Raw genomic sequence first — 21426 nt, 5'->3', positions numbered from 1 at the left:
TTGTACATAATTCTGGCTAATTGCGATGATTTAGCCCTAGGCGGTGACCGGGAATGAAGACAAATCAGCATCCTTATGATCGATACTATGATTCATTGGAACCAGCGCTATTGAGCAAGGTGGAGGAATTTGAAGTCTTGGGATACGGTAAAGCGAATGTTGAGAGGCTTTGGGCTTATCTGACGAAGAAGAAGTGGAAAAAGCCGGAACCCCATGTGAAACTATATCAATTGGTGAGTGATGTGTTGACCGTCAAGCCCGGAGAATATATGAGCTTCGAGACCGTGGAAGCGTATCGTTCCCCAAACTGGTTCGAGGATATTAACGAAGAGGAGTTAAACGAACTTCTGAGACCCGGAAAGAAAAAGTAAATAGTCTGAAATTTAATTGACACTCCCATCATTCTCATAGATAATGAGTATGGATTTGTCGAGATTTTACAAAAAAAATTTTATCATATGGTGAAAAACGGCAAGGAGGATTTATACATAATGGTAAAGCGCGGCCGAATAATCGCCTTCTTCTTACTTGTGTTATTACTGGCAGGTACGATGGGAGGTACAGCTAAGAACATACTGGATAACATTAAATTAGGGCTGGATCTCCAGGGGGGATTCGAAGTCCTGTATGAAGTAAAGCCACTCAAAAAAGGGCAGGAAATCACCAAAGACACTGTCTCGAATACAGCAGATGCACTGGACAAGCGTATCAACGTCCTTGGTGTCAGTGAACCAAATATCCAAATCGAGGACGGGAATCGAATCCGTGTCCAACTGGCAGGTGTAGAGGATCAGAATCAGGCGAGGGAAATCCTGTCTACTGAGGCAAACCTCTCTTTCCGCGATGTGAATGATGAGCTGCGCCTTGACGGATCGGACCTTGTATCCGGAGCTGCTAAGCAAACCTTCGATGAACAGAATAACCCGATCGTTTCATTGAAACTGAAGGATCGTGAAAAATTCTATCAATTGACGAAGGACATTCTGGCAATGGATCCCCAGAACCAGCTCGTGATCTGGCTTGATTATGAAGAGGGGGAGGATTCCTATAAAGCAGAAGCTGGTAAAGAAGATCCTAAATTCTTATCAGCGCCTGCAGTCAGCAAGCCGATCAACTCAGATGAAGTCATCATCGAGGGGAATTTCACAGTGGAAGAAGCGCAGAATCTGGCATCATTACTGAACGCCGGTGCACTTCCGGTTAAATTGGATGAAGTCTATTCAACATCCGTCGGCGCCCAGTTCGGACAGCAGGCTCTGGATAAAACGGTGCTTGCAGGGATTGTCGGCATCGCGATCATTTTCTTATTCATGATTGCTTATTACCGCTTCCCGGGATTCATCGCGACGATCACGCTGTCAGTCTATATTTATCTGGTATTGTTGATCTTTGACATGATGAACGGAGTATTGACGCTGCCGGGTATTGCAGCCATTATCCTCGGGGTCGGTATGGCAGTGGATGCCAATATCATCACCTACGAACGGATCAAAGAGGAAATGAAGGTCGGGAAACCGATCCGCTCTGCATTCCAGGCAGGAAATAAATCATCGTTCCTGACGATCCTGGATGCGAATGTAACAACCATCCTTGCAGCTGCTGTGCTGTTCATGTACGGTACAAGCTCTGTTAAAGGATTTGCAACCATGTTGATCGTGAGTATCCTGACAAGTTTCATCACTGCCGTATGGGGCTCCCGCCTGCTTCTGAGCTTGTGGGTGAACAGCAGGATATTCAATAAGAAACCAGGCTGGTTCGGAGTTAAGCAAAGTGAGATCAAGGATCTTGCAGAGAACTATGATACGCTTGATCTGCCTACTAGATTTGACAAGCTTGATTTCGCGAAACAGCGGAAAAAATTCTTTGCTTTTTCAGGAATATTACTTGCAGCCGGAATCATCATCCTGGCCATTTTCCGCTTGAATCTGGGTATCGACTTTGAAAGTGGTACCAGAATGCAGATCCTTGCAGATGAAAGCCTGAAAACAGAAGAAGTGAAAAACGAATTGGAAGAAGTTAATCTCTCTTCTGATAACATCGTCATTTCCGGGGATGATCAGAATGTGGCAGTGGTACGATATACTGATGATTTGAATAAAGATCAAATCGCGGAATTGAAAGATCACTTTAACAAGCTTTATGGAGCCGAACCAAGTATCAGCACCGTTTCACCTGTGATCGGTAAGGAACTTGCGAAGAATGCAATGATCGCAGTCGCGATTGCATCCGTCGGAATCATCCTTTACGTCACGTTCCGCTTTGAGTGGAGAATGGGACTTGCTTCCGTACTGGCATTGGTGCATGATGCATTCTTTATCATCGCTTTCTTCAGCTTGACGAGACTTGAAGTGGACATTACATTTATCGCAGCTGTATTGACCATTGTCGGTTATTCGATCAATGATACAATCGTAACCTTTGACCGGATAAGGGAGAACCTTCATAAAAAGCGCCGCTTGAAGACGGTTGGCGATATTGAAGATGTCGTCAATCAGAGTCTCCGCCAAACAATGGGACGATCAGTGAATACAGTATTGACCGTCGTCATTGCCGTCATCGCACTGCTGATCTTCGGCAGCCCATCAATCCTTAACTTCTCAATCGCATTGTTGGTCGGTCTCGTTGCAGGTACCTATTCTTCCGTGTTCATCGCGGCACAGCTGTGGCTGGTCATGAAGAAAAAGGAACTGAAGAAAAAAGGCACGATCAAAACGGTTAAAGAAAAGAAGAAGTGGTCGGACGAACCACAAGTTTAATACGAACCAAAAAGGTGAGGTCCAGGGAAAATCCCCTGGACTTTTTCTTTTATCTTATTTAAAAAACAAACCCGTGAATTCTCAAACTGTCGCGTTTTTTTACGGTGTTGGGTTACAATAGTAGAAGTAAGTGAAGGAGGTTTTCTTCATGAATCCTGAAGACCGGTTTAAAAAAGCTGAATTCGCAGCCATGGTTGGAATCATCGGCAACATTTTTCTCGCCCTAATCAAATGGGGTGCAGGGGTCGCAGGAAACAGTCGCGCCCTGATAGCGGATGCCGTCCATTCTGCTTCGGATGTAGTGGGGTCATTGGCGGTGTTCATCGGCCTGCGTGCAGCTAAACAGCCACCCGACCAGGACCATCCTTATGGTCACGGGAAGGCAGAATCGATCGCAGCGATCATTGTCGCCGTTTTATTATTTCTGGTGGGCATTGAAATTGGTAAGTCATCCATCGAATCCTTTTTTCACCCCCTGTCTCCGCCAGGCATGATCGCGGTCTATGCCGTACTATTTTCCATTATCGTTAAAGAAGCGATGTTTCAATATAAATACCGTTTGGGTAAAAGGTTAAAGAGTGACGCACTGATCGTCAACGCTTATGAACACCGGTCCGATGTGTTTTCTTCAATAGCTGCACTGATCGGGATATCAGCATCCATCATGGGCGGAAAACTGGAAATCGGCTGGCTCGTTTACGCAGATCCGGTCGCAGGGATTCTCGTCGCACTCCTTGTTCTTAAAATGGCATGGCATTTGGGAAAGGAATCCATACATAATACACTCGATCATGTACTTCACGAAGAGGATATCGTACCTCTGCGGAAAATCGTTGAATCAGTGCCAGACGTAAAAGAAATAAACGAATTGCATGCAAGGGAGCATGGACATTATGTGATTATCGATTTGAAGATCAGTGTCGATCCTTTTATGACTGTGGAAGACGGGCATCGGGTAGGAAAAGCCGTCAAAGAGAAACTGATGGAAGAATCGAATGTAAATGACGTATTTGTTCACATCAACCCATATAATCCAGCAGAAGGTGTTTCAAGAGAATCGGTTGATTTAATGTAGGAGGGGATAATATGAAATTTCAATGGACGCTGCTGTTAGGTATATCATTTGCTTTAATCGTCGCAGTCTTTGCAGTCATAAATGTTGATCCGGTGACGGTCAATTATGTATTCGGTCAGGCTGAATGGCCGCTGATCCTGGTCATCCTCGGTTCTGTCCTGATGGGCGGCATCATCATCGGTTCTGTCGGCCTGTTCCGCTTATATGTGGTTCAGCGCAGAGTGAAGGCTCTTGAGAAAGAGAACCTTCTGTTAAAAGAACAGGCAGAAAAAACGCATACAGACCAACAGAAAGAGACCACCCTCAAAAAAAAGCACGCCCCCGATTCCATCGGAGAAACCGGCGAATGAGGAAAACCCCTGCGGTCCATGCCGCCGGGGTTTTTTTAGGCTCAAATGCTCCCCCGAGATTGAAACACTTCCTTCCTTTTTGTATAATAAGTAAGGCTGAGGAGTGAACGTATGTTAAATTCAAAAACACGCTGGATGATTGCAGAATCTGACCAGAAGAAAATAGAAGAACTTGAAAAAGAATTAAAAATACCATCGCTTGTAGCAAAATTGTTATTGAACCGGGACTTGGAGGATGTAGAAGAAGCTCGGGCTTTTTTGTTTGATTCGGGTGAATCCTTTCACGACCCATTCTTATTCAATGATATGGAAAAAGCAGTAGGAAGAATTCGCGAAGCGGTACATAACCAGGAAAGAATCCTTGTGTTTGGAGATTATGATGCCGATGGAGTGAGCAGTACATCGGTCATGATGACTGTTCTGCGTGACATCGGGGCACAAGTGGAATTTTACATCCCTAACCGCTTCAGTGAAGGCTACGGTCCGAATGAACCGGCATTCCGCCGGGCTAAAGATGAAGGTTTCAACTTGATCATCACGGTAGATACCGGAATATCTGCCGTACATGAAGGACAGGTTGCAAAAGAATTGAATATAGATTTGATTATCACCGACCATCACGAACCCGGTCCGGTTCTCCCTGAAGCACATTCGATCATCCACCCTAAAATAGAGGGTTCACAATATCCTTTTGAAGAACTTGCAGGGGTAGGTGTAGCCTTTAAGCTTGCGCATGCTTTATATGGTGAGCTGCCGGTCCATCTTCTTGACCTTGCCGCGATCGGGACGATTGCTGATCTGGTTCCGCTGCGCGGGGAAAATCGGGTTCTTGCCAAACGCGGAATAGCCAAGCTGCGTACGACAGAAAGAAAAGGCATCAAAGCTTTATGCAAGGTAGCGAATGCCAAGCAGCATGAAATGACGGAAGAATCGATCGGTTTTATGATCGCCCCCCGCATAAATGCGGTCGGACGCCTGGGTGACGCTGATCCTGCAGTGGATTTGATGCTGACGGAAGATGATGAAGAAGCAAAAGCCCTGGCGGAAGAAATCGATTCCCTTAACAAAGAAAGACAGGCCATCGTCAACACCATGACACAGGAAGCCATTGAGATGGTGGAGAAGGAATTCCCTTTAGAAGAAAACTCCGTACTCGTAATCGGGAAAGAAGGCTGGAATTCAGGAGTCGTAGGTATCGTCGCTTCAAGATTAGTGGATAAATTCTACCGTCCCACCATTGTTCTGAGCTTTGACAACGGTAAAGGGATCGCAAAAGGGTCAGCGAGAAGCATTGCTGGATTTGATCTATTTAAGAGTTTATCGAAATGCCGGGACATCCTCCCCCATTTTGGCGGCCATCCGATGGCTGCCGGGATGACATTGGATTTTGGTCATGTGGAGGAGCTCCGAAGCAGACTGAATGAAATTGCAAGTGATGAATTGAATGAGGAAGATTTTATTCCCGTCACGGTACTGGATGCAGCTGTCAAAATGGAAGAAATCACAATCGAATCAATCGAGAAGCTCGGACTTCTTGCTCCATTTGGCATGCAGAATCCCAAACCAAAGTGGGTCATAGATAATGTCTCGATCGATCATTACAAAAAAATCGGGTCGAATCAAAATCATCTAAAAGTGGTCCTTGGTGATGAAGTGAATAAATTGGACGGGGTCGGCTTCGGACTGGGAGAACTCGCAGATCATATCACTCCGTTCACAGAAGCGTCGATCATTGGTGAACTATCGATCAATGAGTGGAATAATCGAAAAAAACCCCAGATATTCCTGCACGATATCAAAATCGATCAATGGCAGCTCTTCGATGTTCGCGGCATCAAACAAGTCGGCAAATGGGAGAAACAGGTTCCTGAAGAAAACAAATATGTATTCTGTTTTCATCCGTCCACCCTGGAAAAGCTGGACATGAGAGATCGCGAGGATATCCTGCTGGTAGAGGATGCGGAAACCCTGCGTGATGTACAGACAGACGGGGCGAGTATCGTGTTTCTCGACATGCCGGTGTCCAGGGAACAAGTGAAAGCGATCGTTGGAAGAGGAAACCCGCACCGTATTTATGCACACTTCTTCCAGGATGAAGATCATTTCTTCAGTACCATGCCCACCCGCGATCATTTCAAGTGGTATTATGCTTTCCTGTCAAAGCGTGGCTCTTTTGACTTAAATAAGAACGGCAATGATCTTGCCAAATACAAAGGCTGGTCGAAAGAAACGATCGATTTTATGTCACAGGTGTTTTTTGAATTGAAGTTTGTTACAATAGTGAATGGATTTATTTCTCTTAATCCTGTTAAAACCAAGAAAGACTTATCCGAGTCCTTGGCGTATCAAAAGAAACAACAGCAATATGAACTTGAAAATGAGTTGTTGTATTCTTCTTACAATGAGTTAAAGGCTTGGTTTGATGAGAGGATGAAAGAGTCCGTTACATTTGAGGAGGAAGTAGAAGCATGGACTTAAAACAATATGTTACAATCGTTGAAAACTGGCCGAAAGAAGGAATCAAATTCAAAGACATCACAACATTGATGGACAATGGTGATGCTTATAGATATGCTACTGACCAAATCGTGGAATACGCCAAAGAGAAAGAAATCGATCTTGTTGTAGGACCTGAAGCAAGGGGATTCATCATCGGCTGTCCTGTAGCTTACGCTTTGGGTGTGGGTTTTGCACCGGTCCGCAAACCGGGTAAACTGCCTCGTGAAACAATTCAAAAAGAGTACGGCTTAGAGTATGGAAAAGATGCGCTGACGATTCATAAGGATGCAATCAAACCGGGACAGCGGGTGCTGATCACGGATGACCTGCTTGCTACAGGCGGAACCATCGAAGCAACTATCAAACTGGTAGAAGAATTAGGCGGAATTGTTGCAGGAGCAGCCTTCCTCATCGAACTCACCTATCTGGACGGCCGCGAAAAGCTTGAAGGATTTGACGTTCTTACACTTATGCAATACTAAGTTTACATTCTTTCATCAACGTCAATACTACACATAAACGTATCAATAAGGGACTGGCATTGCGAAATGTCAGCCCTTTTTTATATATTTGGTTATTTATTACATTTATCACACTGAGCGGTATTTATAGATCAATATAAACATGTGTAAAAAATCGACTAATTTCGACAAAGTTTGATGAAATCTGAGATTTTTACTCTAAACACTTTACAGAACCACATTATTTATTTGATAATAGTAACAATCATTAAAATGAGACAGCACTGAAAATCTTTTAATATAAAGGTGATTTTGATCATGTCCAAAGATCAAGTACTAACCCCTGAACAGGTTATTGATAGAACAAGAGAATATCTGAATGACGAGCATGTGAAAATGGTACAGAAAGCGTACGATTTTGCAAAGGATGCTCACAAGGAACAATATCGGAAATCCGGTGAACCATATATCATTCACCCCATTCAAGTCGCCGGTATTTTAGCAGACCTGGAAATGGATCCGTCCACTGTCGCTGCCGGGTTTCTTCACGATGTAGTGGAAGATACCGACATCACTCTTTCTGAGATTGAAGAATCCTTCAATGCAGAAGTGGCCATGCTCGTGGATGGGGTTACCAAGCTTGGAAAGATCAAATATAAATCTCAAGAAGAACAGCAGGCTGAAAATCACCGGAAAATGTTTGTTGCTATGGCTCAGGACATAAGGGTCATCCTGATCAAGCTTGCCGACCGTCTTCATAACATGAGGACGCTGAAGCATCTGCCTCAGGAAAAACAAAGAAGAATCGCCAATGAAACGCTCGAAATCTTTGCACCCCTTGCACATCGATTAGGGATCTCGAAGATCAAATGGGAGCTCGAGGATACTTCCCTGAGGTATTTAAATCCTCAGCAATATTACCGTATCGTCAACTTGATGAAGAAAAAACGCGCAGAACGTGAAGAATATTTGGATGACGTTGTGAATGAAGTGAAAGACCGCCTGGGGGATGTTCAGATCGATGCGGAAATCTCAGGACGGCCTAAGCATATTTACAGCATTTACAGGAAGATGGCTCTCCAGAATAAACAGTTCAATGAAATATATGATCTTCTTGCCGTCAGGATCGTGGTAGGCAGCATCAAAGATTGCTATGCGGTCCTCGGGATCATCCATACATGCTGGAAGCCCATGCCCGGCCGGTTTAAGGATTATATCGCCATGCCTAAACCAAATATGTATCAATCCCTTCATACGACAGTCATCGGGCCCAAGGGGGATCCTCTTGAAGTACAGATAAGGACCTTGGATATGCACCAGATCGCCGAGTACGGGGTGGCGGCCCACTGGGCATATAAAGAAGGAAAAAGTTTCGATGATAAAATTTCATTTGAGAAAAAGCTATCATGGTTCAGGGAAATCCTCGAGTTCCAGAATGAATCGGCCAATGCCGAGGAGTTCATGGAGTCTCTTAAGATCGACCTGTTTTCCGATATGGTGTTTGTGTTCACGCCGAAGGGTGATGTCCTTGAATTGCCTTCGGGATCAGTACCGATTGATTTCTCATACCGGATCCATTCAGAAATCGGCAATAAAACGATCGGTGCTAAAGTGAACGGGAAAATGGTGACACTCGATTATAAATTAAAGACGGGTGACATCATTGAGATACTCACCTCAAAACACTCCTACGGACCGAGCCAGGATTGGCTTAAGCTTGCCCAGACTTCTCAGGCGAAGAATAAGATAAAACAGTTCTTCAAAAAACAGCGAAGAGAAGAAAATATTGAAAAAGGCCGCGATCTCGTTGAAAAAGAAATTAAAAATCAAGACTTTGACCTGAAAGAAATCCTGACTTCTGAAAATATTAAGCGTGTTTCTGAGAAGTTCAATTTCTCCAATGAAGATGATATGTATGCAGCTGTCGGCTACAATGGGATCACGGCTGCACAAATTGCCAACCGCCTTACAGAGAAGGACCGAAGGAAGCGTGAACAGGAAGATAAGCTCGAAGAAACAATGAAAGAATTGAATACCCAGCCTGTCAAACGCAAAAAGGATGCCGGGGTTCAAGTGAAGGGGATCGACAACCTGCTCATCAGGTTATCCCGATGCTGCAGTCCGGTACCAGGGGATGAAATCGTCGGATTCATCACGAAAGGCCGCGGGGTTTCCGTCCACCGTGCTGATTGCACGAATGTGCAGACGGAAGAAGTGGAACAGCGCCTCATTCCGGTTTCCTGGGAAGGGGACGGTCAGGATCGCAAGGAATATAACGTCGACATTGAAATTTCAGGCTATGACCGGAGAGGTCTCTTAAATGAAGTATTGCAAGTGGTAAACGAAACAAAAACGAATATCACTGCCGTAAGCGGTAAGTCAGATCGAAATAAAATGGCAACCATCAATATGTCGATTTCGATACAAAATATCTCCCACCTTCACAGAGTGGTGGAGAGGATTAAACAGATATCTGATGTTTATGCTGTGCGCAGAATCATGAACTAGGGAGGTTTCTCTTATGAAAGTCGTACTGCAGAGGAGCAAAGAAGCCTCCGTGACTGTAGGGGAAGAAGTGACCGGACAGATTCAATCAGGCTTTGTTCTGCTCGTGGGCATAACTCACGGTGATACAGAAAAAGACGCAGGCTATCTTGCCGATAAAGTGGTCAACCTCAGAGTATTTGAAGATGAAGATGGAAAGATGAATCATTCATTACTGGATGTAAAAGGAGAGATCCTGTCCATTTCACAATTCACTTTATACGGAGACTGCCGTAAAGGCAGAAGGCCGAATTTCATGGAAGCCGCAAAACCCGATCAGGCACTTCAACTATATGAATTCTTCAATAAGATGCTAAGAGAAAAAGGCGTCGAGGTGGCAACGGGTGTGTTCGGGGAAATGATGGATGTCAAACTGACTAATGACGGACCGGTTACGCTCATCCTTGAAAGTAAATGATCATATGAAAAAGCTGTCCTTAAGCAGGACAGCTTTTCTGTTTGTTCGATCGTATCAGTTTGAGAAATAGTCATTCAAACCATGGTAAATCGCTGTAGCAGCCAGGTCCTGATAATGATGGGAAGTCACGTTCGCTTCTTCTGCAGGATTACTTAAAAATCCTAATTCAAGGAGGATGGCTGCCTGTTTATTTTCACGAATGACGTGATAATCCCCCGTACGTACGCCCCTGTCCCTTGAAGGAAGCCTGTCTGCAAGACTTTCATGGACATCATACGCCAGGTCCTTCTGGTAATTTCGATAATAATAAGTAGTATGGCCAGCGACACTGCTGTCATAAATACTGTCAAAATGGATCGATATAAAGGCATCCGAATCATAATAATGGGAAAGTGATACACGTGAAGGCAATGAAACATATTCATCGTTTTTCCTTGTAATAATGACTTCGGCACCTGCGCTTTTAAGCTTATCTGCCAGCAGTTGTGCCGTTTTCATTGTCAACAGTTTTTCGAGTGTACCCCTTGTACCGATTGTACCGCTGTCACGTCCCCCATGTCCCGGGTCAATAGTGATGACTTTGTTCCGTATGCCTCCGCTAGTATTTCTGGAAGGGGAAGACTCGGAACCGCTGCCCGTCCGTATGGACACAATCCACCCTGCAACATACGCTGTGCTGCCATCCTTTAATTTGATTTCATACCAGTTCCCTTGTTTTCCTGTTACAGAGAAGGTTTCGCCGCTATCCGCCCTTTTGACAACGTTCGACTGTACATCAGCACTGCTTCGGATATTTGTCCCGTTATGGAGGATGGTAACCTTCTCACCTGCAGGCTGCGTGGAGGAAGTGGATTTCTTTTGCTCACCGGCAACTGTCTTTTGTACAAACCAGCCTGCGATCCATCCGGACTTACCACTCTTGAGCTTGATTTCAAACCAGTTATTCCGTTCCGATAAAATTGGATACTTTTCGCCTTTTGAAACTTTGCCGGCGATGTTTCCGTTCAAAGACGGCTCACTTCTTACGTTGAGTGAATTTACCGTGATCTTCCCGGTGAATTCGGAAGAAGTGGCTGGAACTTCAACCGGAGTGCTTGATAATTCAACGTAATTGTCGGAAATCCATGCTTTCGACTTTCCGAACTGAATTTCATACCACCCAGTGACGCTTCCGGTGATCGATACAGGGTTTCCTCTATGGACAGCTCCGGCGACGGGGCTGTTCAGTGAAGGTGATTTTCTGACATTCAATGTACCAGCTGTGATGACTCCTTGCTTTGCTTCCTTATTTTTAGAAGGAGAAGCTGATGCACTGGAATGTGCGCCCAGATCAATATAGTCCTTATGGACCCAGCCGCCGGCATTCCCTGATTGTACTGACAGCCAGCTGCCGCTGGTTTCCGAAATCGATACAATGTCGCCTTTGTTAAGAATTGTAACGACCGGTTCGGACGTGCCCGGCCCCTTTCTCAGGCGCAATCCATTGGTGCTCACTGTCCCTTGCTGTCCGGTTTCATTTAAAGATCCTGTGGATTCACGGGTCACCAGCCAATCTGCCACCCAGCCTTCTCCTTTATCGGTGGAAATCCTGTACCAGTCTTTCTTGGATTCCACGATACTGAATGTTTGATTTCTATGTACCTGGGTCAAGACAGGGTAGCTGAGACCGGGTCCTGTACGAACATTGAGCGTGGCTGTACTGATGGATACTTTGCCTTCTTGCGCATGAACATAAGGATCAGTCAGTGGCTGGAAAGAAAAGATTAATATAAGTGCCAGTATGACTGCTGTTATTCTTTTGATCGCTTACACCACCCTTGGTTGATTTTTCTTACTCTTATACTATCGGAAATTTTCCCGGAACGTTTATTTTATCATCGCTTTTCGTATTTTTTCACGGGGTGTCTCTCCGGAAATTCCCATTACTGTTTAAATACGATAAAAAAATTAAAATTCCTCTTTGACGAAAGAAAAATGGGTAATTGGAAATGATAGTAGATAGGATAAATGAAAGGATGATCTGAATGAGGTCAAGTGATAAACATTTTATGAGTGCGAATGGAGAGAATCAGTTATACGGAGTGGATTTTCATCATTTTGTGGAGCGGGAGAAAGATGCCCTGAACGTTGAACTTGCTTCTGAATTCGGTCTATCCTTGAGGGAAGTCAAGTTATTGAAGAAGAAAATGGAGAGATCCTGATAAAATTTCGTTCTGCCCCCTTGACATGAACATGCGCCGTACGTATCATTATAGAAATAAAATAACATTTAATAAAACCGATGATCGAGAATAGTAACTGAGTAATCACTTGGATAAGAGAGGAATGCCGCGGCTGAAAGCATTCTGCAAAGTGACTCGGTGAATGAACACTCGGGGAGGTTTCGCTCTGAACATATTTTTTAGTAGGAGATGAACGTACCAGGCGTTAACTGGCTGAGTGGAAGTCTTATAGACTTCAATTAGGGTGGCACCACGGGAATAACAGCTCTCGTCCCTTGTATTATTACAAGGGATCGAGGGCTTTTTTTATTTACATAAATTAGTTTTATTGAAGGAGGAATTCAATTTGTCCATTCAAATACCAAGAGGTACTCAGGATATACTGCCAGGCGTTGTGGAAAAGTGGCAGTACGTAGAGGAAGTGGCGAAGAATCTATGCCATGCCTATCAGTATAAAGAAATTCGCACGCCGATTTTCGAATCGAGCGATCTGTTTACAAGAGGCGTCGGGGATACGACGGACATTGTCCAAAAGGAAATGTATATGTTCGAAGACAGGGGAGGGAGAAGCCTGGCTTTACGTCCAGAGGGAACGGCATCTGTCGTCAGATCCTTTGTCGGAAATAAGATGTTCGGGAATCCGGGACAGCCCGTGAAGCTCTATTACTCAGGACCAATGTTCCGTTATGAACGTCCCCAGGCCGGACGCTACCGCCAGTTTGTTCAATTCGGTGTCGAAGCGCTTGGAAGCGAGGATCCGGCAATCGATGCGGAAGTTCTTTCGCTCGCCATGGGTATTTACCGGGAACTGGGTTTAAAACAATTAAAGCTTGTCATCAACAGTCTTGGGGATTCCGGCAGCAGAAATGCACACAGGGAGGCACTGATCAATCACTTTAAGCCAAGAATAAGTGAGTTTTGCGGTGACTGCCAGAACAGGCTGGAAAAGAATCCATTGAGAATACTGGATTGCAAGAAAGACCGTGATCATGAATTGATGTCATCGGCTCCATCGATCCTTGAGTATTTAAATGATGAATCCAGGGAGTACTTTGAGAAAGTCCAACGCTACCTGTCAGACATGGATGTAGAATTTGAAGTGGACCCCACTCTTGTAAGAGGGCTTGATTATTACAATCATACAGCCTTTGAGATCATGAGTAATGCTGAAGGCTTTGGAGCGATCACGACGCTTTGCGGAGGAGGCCGTTACAACGGACTTGTGGAAGAAATCGGCGGTCCGGAAACGCCTGGAATCGGGTTCGCATTCAGTATTGAAAGATTATTGTCCGCATTGGAAGCTGAAGGGGTAAACCTTCCGATCAATGAAGGCATTGATCTGTTTATCGTATCACTCGGTGATGAAGCCAAGGATTATGCAGTGAAACTTCTTCACAAGGTCAGAAGGGAAGGGATTGCTTCCGAGAAAGATTATCTTGACAGGAAGCTGAAAGCACAGTTCAAAGCAGCAGACCGCTGCAAGGCGAAGTATGTGGCCGTGATCGGTGAAAATGAGCTGAAGGAAAATAAGATCAATCTGAAAGATATGGCGACGGGAGAACAAGAAGAAGTCAATCTTGATCATTTCGTCGATAGAATCAAAGGAAAGTTATCCAAATAGAAGATGCAGGATGAAGGAATTCATCAAGGAGGAGAACAAGATGACAAAAAGAACAGCTTACTGTGGTGAAATTACAGAGACTTTCATCGGTGAAAAAGTGACCATCAAGGGATGGGTCCAAAAAAGAAGAGATTTGGGCGGCTTGATTTTCATCGACCTCAGGGACAGGGAAGGAATCGTGCAGGCGGTTTTTAACCCCGATCTTTCAGAAGAAGCGCTCGCTCTTGCGGAGAAAATCCGTAACGAATATGTATTGAGTATTACCGGTACGGTAGTGGAAAGAAGAGAAGGCACCGTCAATCCTAACTTGAAAACCGGTAAAGTCGAAATTCAGGTTGAGAAGGTAGAAATCATAAATGAAGCGAAAACCCCGCCATTCATGATTGATGATCAAATGGAAGTGTCTGAAGATGTCCGTTTGAAATACCGCTATATCGACCTTCGACGCTCTGTCATGGCGGATACGTTTAAAATGCGCCACAATGTAACGTCCTCTTTTCGTTCATTTTTGAATGATAACGGATTTTTGGATGTTGAGACACCGATTCTGACAAAAAGCACTCCAGAAGGTGCACGTGATTACTTGGTGCCGAGCCGTGTTCATCCGGGAGAATTCTATGCTCTTCCCCAGTCTCCTCAGATTTTCAAGCAGCTCCTGATGGTTTCCGGGTTTGATCGTTATTATCAGATTGCACGTTGTTTCCGTGATGAGGATCTTCGTGCCGACCGCCAGCCGGAATTCACTCAGATTGATATGGAAATGAGCTTCATGGATAAAGAAGACATTATTGCTCTTGTAGAAGACATGATGAAGAAACTGATGAATGACGTCAAAGGTTTCACGGTTGACACACCATTCCCGCAGATGACGTATGACGATGCCATGAGCCGTTTTGGATCAGATAAACCGGATACACGCTTTGCCATGGAACTGATCGATGTATCTGAAATCGTGAAGGATTCAGGATTCAAAGTCTTCTCCGGTGCTGTGGCGAATGGAGGACAAGTGAAGTTGATCAATGTTAAAGGGGCAGCATCGAACTATTCCCGTAAAGACATTGATTCATTGACCGAATTCGTTTCCCGCTACGGTGCAAAAGGGCTTGCCTGGTTGAAAGTCGAAGAAGAAGGCTTGAAAGGTCCGATTTCAAAATTTGTAACGGGGGAAGATGCAACTCAGATTTCTGCTGCAGCTGCTGCAGAGGCAGGGGATTTACTTTTATTCGTTGCAGACAGGAAATCAGTTGTAGCCGATGCACTGGGTGCTCTCCGAATGAAATTAGGAAAAGAGCTTAATCTGATCGATGAAAGTAAGTATAATTTCCTTTGGGTGACAGACTGGCCGCTGCTTGAGTTCGACGAAGATGAGAACCGATACTATGCAGCGCACCATCCGTTTACAATGCCGGTCCGTGAAGATATCGAAAAATTCGAGTCCAATCCGGCAGAGGTTCGTGCGGAAGCATATGACCTTGTTCTGAATGGCTATGAATTGGGCGGGGGCTCACTTAGAATCTATGAACGCGATATTCAAGAAGAAATGTTCAAGGTACTTGGATTCTCCGAAGAAGAAGCAGTGGAACAATTCGGGTTCTTATTGGAAGCATTCGAATATGGGACACCTCCTCATGGCGGCATCGCTTTAGGATTGGATCGCCTGGTCATGCTGCTTGCGGGACGTACGAACCTGCGCGATACCATCGCGTTCCCTAAAACGGCAAGTGCAAGCTGCATGCTGACGGAAGCTCCGGGCGGTGTGAGTGAAGCCCAATTAAAGGAATTATCATTGTCGCTCGATTTAAAGAATGAGTAAAAATTCCTAAGGGGAGTTCATTGAAAATTCAAAATCCTTATGGTATGATTTAAACAATCACAAACGAGTCCTGATGTGTACGACGTTAACCCTGACAGTTTTGACCGAACAATTAAAACTTTGGGAGCTTGTCGTTTCTGTTACACGTTCATGCCTCTTCAGAGGACTAACAACTAGCAGAGCAAAGCACCCACCTGCCGAGAGCGGGTTCAAAACGAAGGAATCGCAGCGGCGGCACGATTGGGACTCGTTCCTACTTTTCAAACTTCCTTAAATGAGCATACAAAACCAGGCTGTTATCCAGTCTGGTTTTTTCTATTTGTTTCTTATAAATGGGTAAACAAGTAATCAGAAAAGATTTCAAGTTGATTTTCCACCTGCTATCCTTTATTCTAATTCAGTATAAACCTAGTCGAATACTTATAATGGAGATGATTGAATTGCTACACCAGTTTTCCAGAAATGAATTAGCGATCGGAAAGGAAGGACTAGATATCCTCAAGAACAGCACAGTTGCCGTACTCGGTATCGGCGGTGTGGGTTCCTTTGCAGCAGAGGCATTGGCGCGTTCGGGTGTAGGGCGCCTTGTATTGGTGGATAAAGACGATGTCGACATCACAAATGTAAACCGCCAGATTCACGCGCTCCTTTCTACCGTAGGAAAGCCCAAAGCTGATTTAATGCGTGATCGCATCAAAGATATTAACCCTGAATGTGAAGTGATCTCATTAAAGATGTTCTATACCGAAGAAACCTATGAAGAGTTCTTCAGTCATGGATTAGACTATGTCGTTGATTCCTCCGATACGATTGCCTATAAAATTCATTTAATGAAAGAATGCCTGAAAAGGGATATACCTTTGATTTCGAGTATGGGTGCGGCAAATAAAACAGATCCAACCCGTTTCCAAATTGCTGATATCAGTAAAACTCATACAGATCCGATTGCAAAAGTCATCCGTACACGATTGAAGAAAGAAGGAATCAAAAAAGGGGTGCCCGTCGTATTTTCGGATGAAAGCCCGATTGTCATACGCGAAGATGTCAGGAAGGAAGTCGGGAAAGACGATGCCAAGATCAGAAAAGCTCAGATGCCACCGTCTTCCAATGCGTTTGTACCATCCGTGGCAGGATTGGTACAGGCAGGCTACGTAGTGAATCAATTATTGAAAGATATCGAAATCAAAAGAGTGAAAGATAAATAATAAAGAGCAGGGCCTGTCTCATCAGACGGGCCCTTTCCTTTTTTTATACATGAAAATTTAATGAATGATCGGTGTTATGACAGGGCTCTCCGTATAGTTCTCGGCTTCCTTTATAATGGAAAGTAATTGTTGAAGCTTCTTCTGCTGACCGGAAAGTATTGAGTACCTATCCTTCAACCTCTTCTGAACGAGCAGGAGTTCCTGTTTTTCTTTCTTTAACATCTTGTTCTCCCTTAAAAGCGTTTCCTGCTGTCTGGTCCTGTCACTTAGATAATGGATGCAATCCTCAAGAGTGATCGCTGAATCCCCACTGGAGATGGGTTGATTATTTCTGATGGCATAATAGTGATGAGAGCAAGTGGCCGGTGTTCGGTTTATTTTTGCTGAAACTTCTTCAAACGCTGCTTTTTTAGAAATTCCCTTATCCATATAAGACTGGACGATTTCCATCAGCAGCGTCTCCTCAGCTTCAGTCCACCCTTTTTTCGAAGATTTCATACGTCCTCACCCCTGCTTCTGATCTTTCTTATAGCTTTACACAACAGACAAAATAAATGAACCCATTTTTTGTTAAAAATGGATTGACGGTTACTCGTGTTTTAGTGTACTATCTAACTAGAACACTAAAACACTTTAAGGAGTGCTGGATATGAAAGCGTTTAAAGGCCTTCTATGGAAAGATTTTCACACCTCAAGAATATGGTTTTACGGCTGGATTGCCATCATTCTATTTATTTACGCATTGGGACTGATACTTGGCAAAGTGACAGGGGAGTCGTCGGTTGTGGTTGTATTTGTCATCATGCTTGGAATCTTTCATCTGGCTGTGATGCCGGTCATTGTCTTCTCCATGCTCAGGATGGAGGGTAAGACGCAGCTGTGGCTTCACAGCCCCCAAAGCGGATTTAAACTGATCGTTCCAAAGCTGATCATAGCCTTCATATATTCAACCTTATCTTTCTTATTGGTGGATATTCTCGGGGCCGTCAGCCTAGCGCGTCTTCCGGAAGATACCTTTTTTTCATATTGGCCGCTTAAAGAAGGGATTTTATTCAATCTCGGAATTACGGTCGCAGCGTCTAACTTTTCCATTTGGATCCTCTTTTTTTGGACGTTTTACCACGCCCTGGGGAAATTCCCTGCCATAAAAAACATAAGGTGGTTATTCATCATAGGGTTCATCGTCATCTATCAGGGTCTCACAGCGATATTGATGAGCTTTGAGTGGGTGCAGAGGCTGTTTGAATCATGGACGATCAAGGTACCTGCAGGGCTTGCTTTTTCAGCGGGCCGTGGGGATGCGGAAGTAAGTTTTATGAATGAAATCATTCCCTTTCCTGTTCTGCCATTCGCATTTGAAGGGCTCGTCATGATCACTCTGTTTATTATTTCCTGCCGGTTATTAGACCGTAAAGTAGAGGTGTAAGGAATGACAGAAGAATATACAGCATCGAAACCGATTTATGTTCAGATTGCAGACCGGATTATTCGGGAAATCGTGAGAAAGGAATTGCAGCCTGGAGATAAGCTTCCTTCAGTCAGGGAGATGGCGATTCATTCAGGTGTGAATCCGAATACCATTCAAAGGACTTACAGCGAGTTGGAAAGGATGGAGATCGTGGAGACAAGGAGAGGGCAGGGAACCTTTGTAACGGAAAATCAAGAAATCCTTTCGGTACTGAATGAAAAAGTTCAAAAAGAAATAGTGGGGCAATTCATAAGGAACATGAAAGAACTCGGGTTATCCAAAAATAAGATGATTGAAAGTCTCGAGAAGTATCAGGATGAATAGATGGAGGGGGGATGAAACATGATCCGTTTTCAGCATGTAACAAAAAAATACGGTCACGAGGTCGCTCTGGAACATACTTCGATGCAGTTCGAGAAAGGAAAAATATACGGTCTGCTTGGACCGAACGGAAGCGGTAAATCGACCACTTTGAAAATGATTGCCGGTCTTGTGCTTCCAAGCAGCGGCAAAGTGATGTTCAAAGATATGCAAGTATCCAGGAAGATAGCTGACAAGGTCTCATATTTGACTGAATTGGATATGTTTTATGAAGCATTCACGGTAGAAGGAATGATCCGTTTCTACGCTTCCCAATTCGAAGACTTCGATTCAAAGAAGGCAAAAGAACTGACAGCCTTCATGAATCTGGATGAAAATAAAAAAATTAAACATTTATCAAAAGGAAATCGGGGAAGATTGAAACTTATCCTGACCCTGTCACGTAATACAGAGGTACTTCTTTTGGATGAACCGTTTTCAGGATTGGATCCGATGGTGAGGGATTCAATTGTGAAGAGCCTGATTTCATATATCGAGTTCGGAAATCAGACGGTGATCATCGCCACGCACGAAATTGATGAAATCGAAGCGATCCTGGATGAAGCATATATCATTCACGAAGGAAAGATCGAAGGACATTGCGAGGTGGAGAAGCTGAGGGAAGAGGAAGGTTTATCGGTTCTGCAATGGTTGAAAAAAACAACGGCTGGAGGGAAAAGAAAAGAATGAATACAATTGTGAAATTACAAAATGTATCGAAAGTCATTAAAGGAAAAAAGATTATAGATGATCTTTCTTTTGATGTGTTCGAAGGGGAAGTTTTTGGTTTCCTTGGACCAAATGGCGCAGGAAAGACGACCACCATCAGGATGATCGTCGGATTGATGAGTATCTCTGAAGGAGACGTTGTCATCTCGGGCAAGAGCATCAAAAAAGATTTCGAAGGTGCGATTGCTTCAGTGGGAGCGATTGTCGAGAATCCCGAGCTATATAAGTTCATGTCTGGTTATAAAAACCTGCAGCATTTCGCCCGCATGCAGAATGGGATCACGAAAGAGAGGATAAATGAAGTAGTCGAATTGGTCGGCTTGACCGACAGGATCCATGACAAGGTTAAAACGTATTCGCTTGGTATGAGGCAGCGTTTAGGACTCGCACAATGCCTGTTGCACAGACCGAAGATCCTCATTCTCGATGAACCGACGAATGGCCTGGATCCAGCAGGTATTCGTGAAATACGTGCATACATCAGAAAGCTTGCACAGGAAGAAGGAATGGCTGTCATTGTATCAAGTCACCTGCTTTCAGAAATGGAAATGATGTGCGACCGTATCGGGATCATTCAAAAAGGGAAGCTCATCGATGTTCAGACAGTGCGGGATTTTGTGGACGGTAAGGAGCTCGTCTATCAATTTGAAGTGAACAATGAGGAGAAGGCACGTGTTGCCATGAATGCCTTCAACCCGTCTCTAGTATTCGATGTTAAAAGCAACAAGCTGCAGACAAGCATCACAAAAGAACAGGTACCACAGCTGATCAAAGCATTCGTGGAGAACGAAGTGGAAATATTCAGCGTTATGCAGGTTGCGAAGTCATTAGAGGACCGCTTCCTGGAAATCACAAATGAGAAAGGGGAGGTCCTGCATGCTTAACCTGATAAAGAATGAATGGATGAAAATATTTAAGCGGGTCGGCACCTATGTCATGATTGGTCTATTGATCCTTGTCATTGGAATCGTCGGTGCTTTTGAGAAATATGAAGATTCCAGAGCGAAGGAAACAGAGAATTGGAAGCAGGAGCTTTCCATGCAAGTAGAAGGGGATAAGAAAGCATTGTCCGAGGGACAGATGGATCGTCTCAGCACTTCGATGATCAAGAGTAACATTGCCCTCAACGAGTACAGGATTGAAAACGATATTGCACCGAAAACAAAGGAAACGGTATGGACCTTTGTGGAGACGAATGGTTTTGCAGTGACGCTGGTCGGCTTATTTGCCATCATCGTCGCAGCGGGAATTGTCGCCAGTGAGTTTTCATGGGGGACGATTAAGCTCTTATTGATCCGTCCTATTTCCAGAACGAAGATATTAATCTCTAAATATATTACGGTCATTTTGTATGGTGGGACACTGCTTGGTATTCTTTTCGCTGTTTCCTTCCTGATTGGACTGATTCTCTTCGGAGGCACAGATCAATCCGTCCACCTGGCTTATATCGATGGTAAAGTGGTTGAACAGAATATCGTAGGATATCTGATCAAAACCTATTTATTGAAGTCGATCGATGTGACGATGATGGCCACGATGGCATTCATGATCTCGACTGTATTCAGAAGCTCTTCGCTCGCTATCGGGATTTCATTATTCCTGCTGTTTATGGGAGCAAACGCTACAGGATTACTTGCCATGAAGTTCGATTGGGCAAAATACAGCCTGTTTGCCAATACAGACCTTACGCAGTATACCGGATTCAGTCAACCGCTGGTGGACGGGATGACCATGGGCTTCTCGATCACGATGCTCATCATTTACTTTGCCATCTTCCAGCTCCTTGCATTCTTCGTATTCAAAAAGCGGGATGTAGCGGCTTAGAGATAACGCTGCCTTCGCCAGTTTATGGCGAAAGTCCTGAAGAGGACGTTCTGGTTTACTAAAATTCATATAAAAAATGAC

The 21426-nt window shown here is 44.3% G+C and carries 19 protein-coding genes, 1 other RNA gene and 1 other annotated feature; of the genes, 18 read left to right on the top strand and 2 right to left on the bottom strand.

From position 1 onward, the window contains the following. Nucleotides 1-53 precede the first annotated feature (53 nt). From V6B33_RS10815 to dtd, 8 genes are all read left to right on the top strand, one after another. Nucleotides 54-371, top strand: a complete 318-nt coding sequence (locus tag V6B33_RS10815) for a post-transcriptional regulator (RefSeq protein WP_334217767.1) — start codon at nucleotides 54-56, stop codon at nucleotides 369-371. A gap of 120 nt (nucleotides 372-491) precedes the next feature. Next, nucleotides 492-2756 (top strand): protein translocase subunit SecDF, encoded by a 2265-nt coding sequence (secDF, locus tag V6B33_RS10810; protein WP_334217766.1) that lies wholly within the window; start codon nucleotides 492-494, stop codon nucleotides 2754-2756. A gap of 148 nt (nucleotides 2757-2904) precedes the next feature. Further along, nucleotides 2905-3831, top strand: a complete 927-nt coding sequence (locus tag V6B33_RS10805) for a cation diffusion facilitator family transporter (protein WP_334217765.1) — start codon at nucleotides 2905-2907, stop codon at nucleotides 3829-3831. An 11-nt stretch (nucleotides 3832-3842) separates the two neighbouring features. Then, a complete protein-coding gene (locus tag V6B33_RS10800) occupies nucleotides 3843-4181 on the top strand; it encodes a LapA family protein (protein WP_334217764.1) in 339 nt (112 codons plus the stop codon). 111 nt (nucleotides 4182-4292) lie between these two features. Further along, nucleotides 4293-6659, top strand: coding sequence for a single-stranded-DNA-specific exonuclease RecJ (recJ, locus tag V6B33_RS10795; RefSeq protein WP_334217763.1), 2367 nt, complete (start codon nucleotides 4293-4295; stop codon nucleotides 6657-6659). Continuing rightward, nucleotides 6650-7162, top strand: a complete 513-nt coding sequence (locus V6B33_RS10790) for an adenine phosphoribosyltransferase (protein WP_334217762.1) — start codon at nucleotides 6650-6652, stop codon at nucleotides 7160-7162. Before recJ ends, V6B33_RS10790 begins: the two co-directional genes overlap by 10 nt. A gap of 297 nt (nucleotides 7163-7459) precedes the next feature. Beyond that, on the top strand, nucleotides 7460-9649 hold the full coding sequence (locus tag V6B33_RS10785) for a RelA/SpoT family protein (RefSeq protein WP_334217761.1): 2190 nt from the start codon (nucleotides 7460-7462) through the stop codon (nucleotides 9647-9649). Between the two features lie 13 nt (nucleotides 9650-9662). Next, nucleotides 9663-10103 (top strand): D-aminoacyl-tRNA deacylase, encoded by a 441-nt coding sequence (gene dtd / locus V6B33_RS10780; protein WP_334217760.1) that lies wholly within the window; start codon nucleotides 9663-9665, stop codon nucleotides 10101-10103. A gap of 54 nt (nucleotides 10104-10157) precedes the next feature. On the opposite strand, the gene V6B33_RS10775 is transcribed toward dtd, so the two are convergent. Next, nucleotides 10158-11807, bottom strand: a complete 1650-nt coding sequence (locus V6B33_RS10775) for an SH3 domain-containing protein (RefSeq protein WP_334217998.1) — start codon at nucleotides 11805-11807, stop codon at nucleotides 10158-10160. A gap of 320 nt (nucleotides 11808-12127) precedes the next feature. Between V6B33_RS10775 and V6B33_RS10770 the strand changes: the two genes are divergently transcribed. The 5 genes from V6B33_RS10770 (at nucleotide 12128) to V6B33_RS10750 (ending at nucleotide 16964) form a co-directional block, all read left to right on the top strand. After that, nucleotides 12128-12304, top strand: a complete 177-nt coding sequence (locus V6B33_RS10770) for an RNA polymerase subunit sigma-70 (RefSeq protein ID WP_334217759.1) — start codon at nucleotides 12128-12130, stop codon at nucleotides 12302-12304. Nucleotides 12305-12375: 71 nt separating this feature from the next. Beyond that, nucleotides 12376-12604 (top strand) — a binding site (T-box leader). A 67-nt stretch (nucleotides 12605-12671) separates the two neighbouring features. Continuing rightward, the gene (gene hisS / locus V6B33_RS10765) at nucleotides 12672-13946 is read left to right on the top strand and encodes a histidine--tRNA ligase (RefSeq protein ID WP_334217758.1); all 1275 of its coding nucleotides are present in this window, start codon (nucleotides 12672-12674) and stop codon (nucleotides 13944-13946) included. Between the two features lie 40 nt (nucleotides 13947-13986). Continuing rightward, nucleotides 13987-15759, top strand: a complete 1773-nt coding sequence (aspS, locus tag V6B33_RS10760) for an aspartate--tRNA ligase (RefSeq protein ID WP_334217757.1) — start codon at nucleotides 13987-13989, stop codon at nucleotides 15757-15759. 64 nt (nucleotides 15760-15823) lie between these two features. After that, nucleotides 15824-16010: non-coding RNA, 6S RNA (ssrS, locus tag V6B33_RS10755), on the top strand. A gap of 189 nt (nucleotides 16011-16199) precedes the next feature. Then, on the top strand, nucleotides 16200-16964 hold the full coding sequence (locus V6B33_RS10750) for a tRNA threonylcarbamoyladenosine dehydratase (protein ID WP_334217756.1): 765 nt from the start codon (nucleotides 16200-16202) through the stop codon (nucleotides 16962-16964). Nucleotides 16965-17021: 57 nt separating this feature from the next. On the opposite strand, the gene V6B33_RS10745 is transcribed toward V6B33_RS10750, so the two are convergent. After that, a complete protein-coding gene (locus tag V6B33_RS10745) occupies nucleotides 17022-17462 on the bottom strand; it encodes a hypothetical protein (protein WP_334217755.1) in 441 nt (146 codons plus the stop codon). A 151-nt stretch (nucleotides 17463-17613) separates the two neighbouring features. On the opposite strand from V6B33_RS10745, the gene V6B33_RS10740 reads away from it, so the two are divergent. Genes V6B33_RS10740 through V6B33_RS10720 form a run of 5 tightly spaced genes read left to right on the top strand, consistent with a single transcriptional unit; the run spans nucleotide 17614 to nucleotide 21345 of the window. Further along, nucleotides 17614-18390, top strand: a complete 777-nt coding sequence (locus V6B33_RS10740; protein WP_334217754.1) for a hypothetical protein — start codon at nucleotides 17614-17616, stop codon at nucleotides 18388-18390. Nucleotides 18391-18393: 3 nt separating this feature from the next. Next, nucleotides 18394-18756 (top strand): GntR family transcriptional regulator, encoded by a 363-nt coding sequence (locus V6B33_RS10735; RefSeq protein WP_334217753.1) that lies wholly within the window; start codon nucleotides 18394-18396, stop codon nucleotides 18754-18756. Between the two features lie 18 nt (nucleotides 18757-18774). Further along, complete coding sequence (locus V6B33_RS10730; RefSeq protein ID WP_334217752.1) at nucleotides 18775-19482, top strand: ABC transporter ATP-binding protein; 708 nt, start codon at nucleotides 18775-18777, stop codon at nucleotides 19480-19482. Beyond that, complete coding sequence (locus V6B33_RS10725; RefSeq protein WP_334217751.1) at nucleotides 19479-20405, top strand: ABC transporter ATP-binding protein; 927 nt, start codon at nucleotides 19479-19481, stop codon at nucleotides 20403-20405. The genes V6B33_RS10730 and V6B33_RS10725 overlap by 4 nt, the downstream gene beginning before the upstream one ends. Then, nucleotides 20398-21345 carry an ABC transporter permease gene (locus V6B33_RS10720; RefSeq protein WP_334217750.1) on the top strand — a complete coding sequence of 316 codons (948 nt, stop codon included), beginning with the start codon at nucleotides 20398-20400 and terminating at the stop codon, nucleotides 21343-21345. The genes V6B33_RS10725 and V6B33_RS10720 overlap by 8 nt, the downstream gene beginning before the upstream one ends. Nucleotides 21346-21426: the final 81 nt, after the last annotated feature.

It is taken from the genome of Mangrovibacillus sp. Mu-81 (genome assembly GCF_036867415.1).
In the GTDB taxonomy this organism is placed as follows: Bacteria; Bacillota; Bacilli; order Bacillales; family Bacillaceae_B; genus Rossellomorea.
This window is presented reverse-complemented; position numbering and strand designations above follow the sequence as displayed.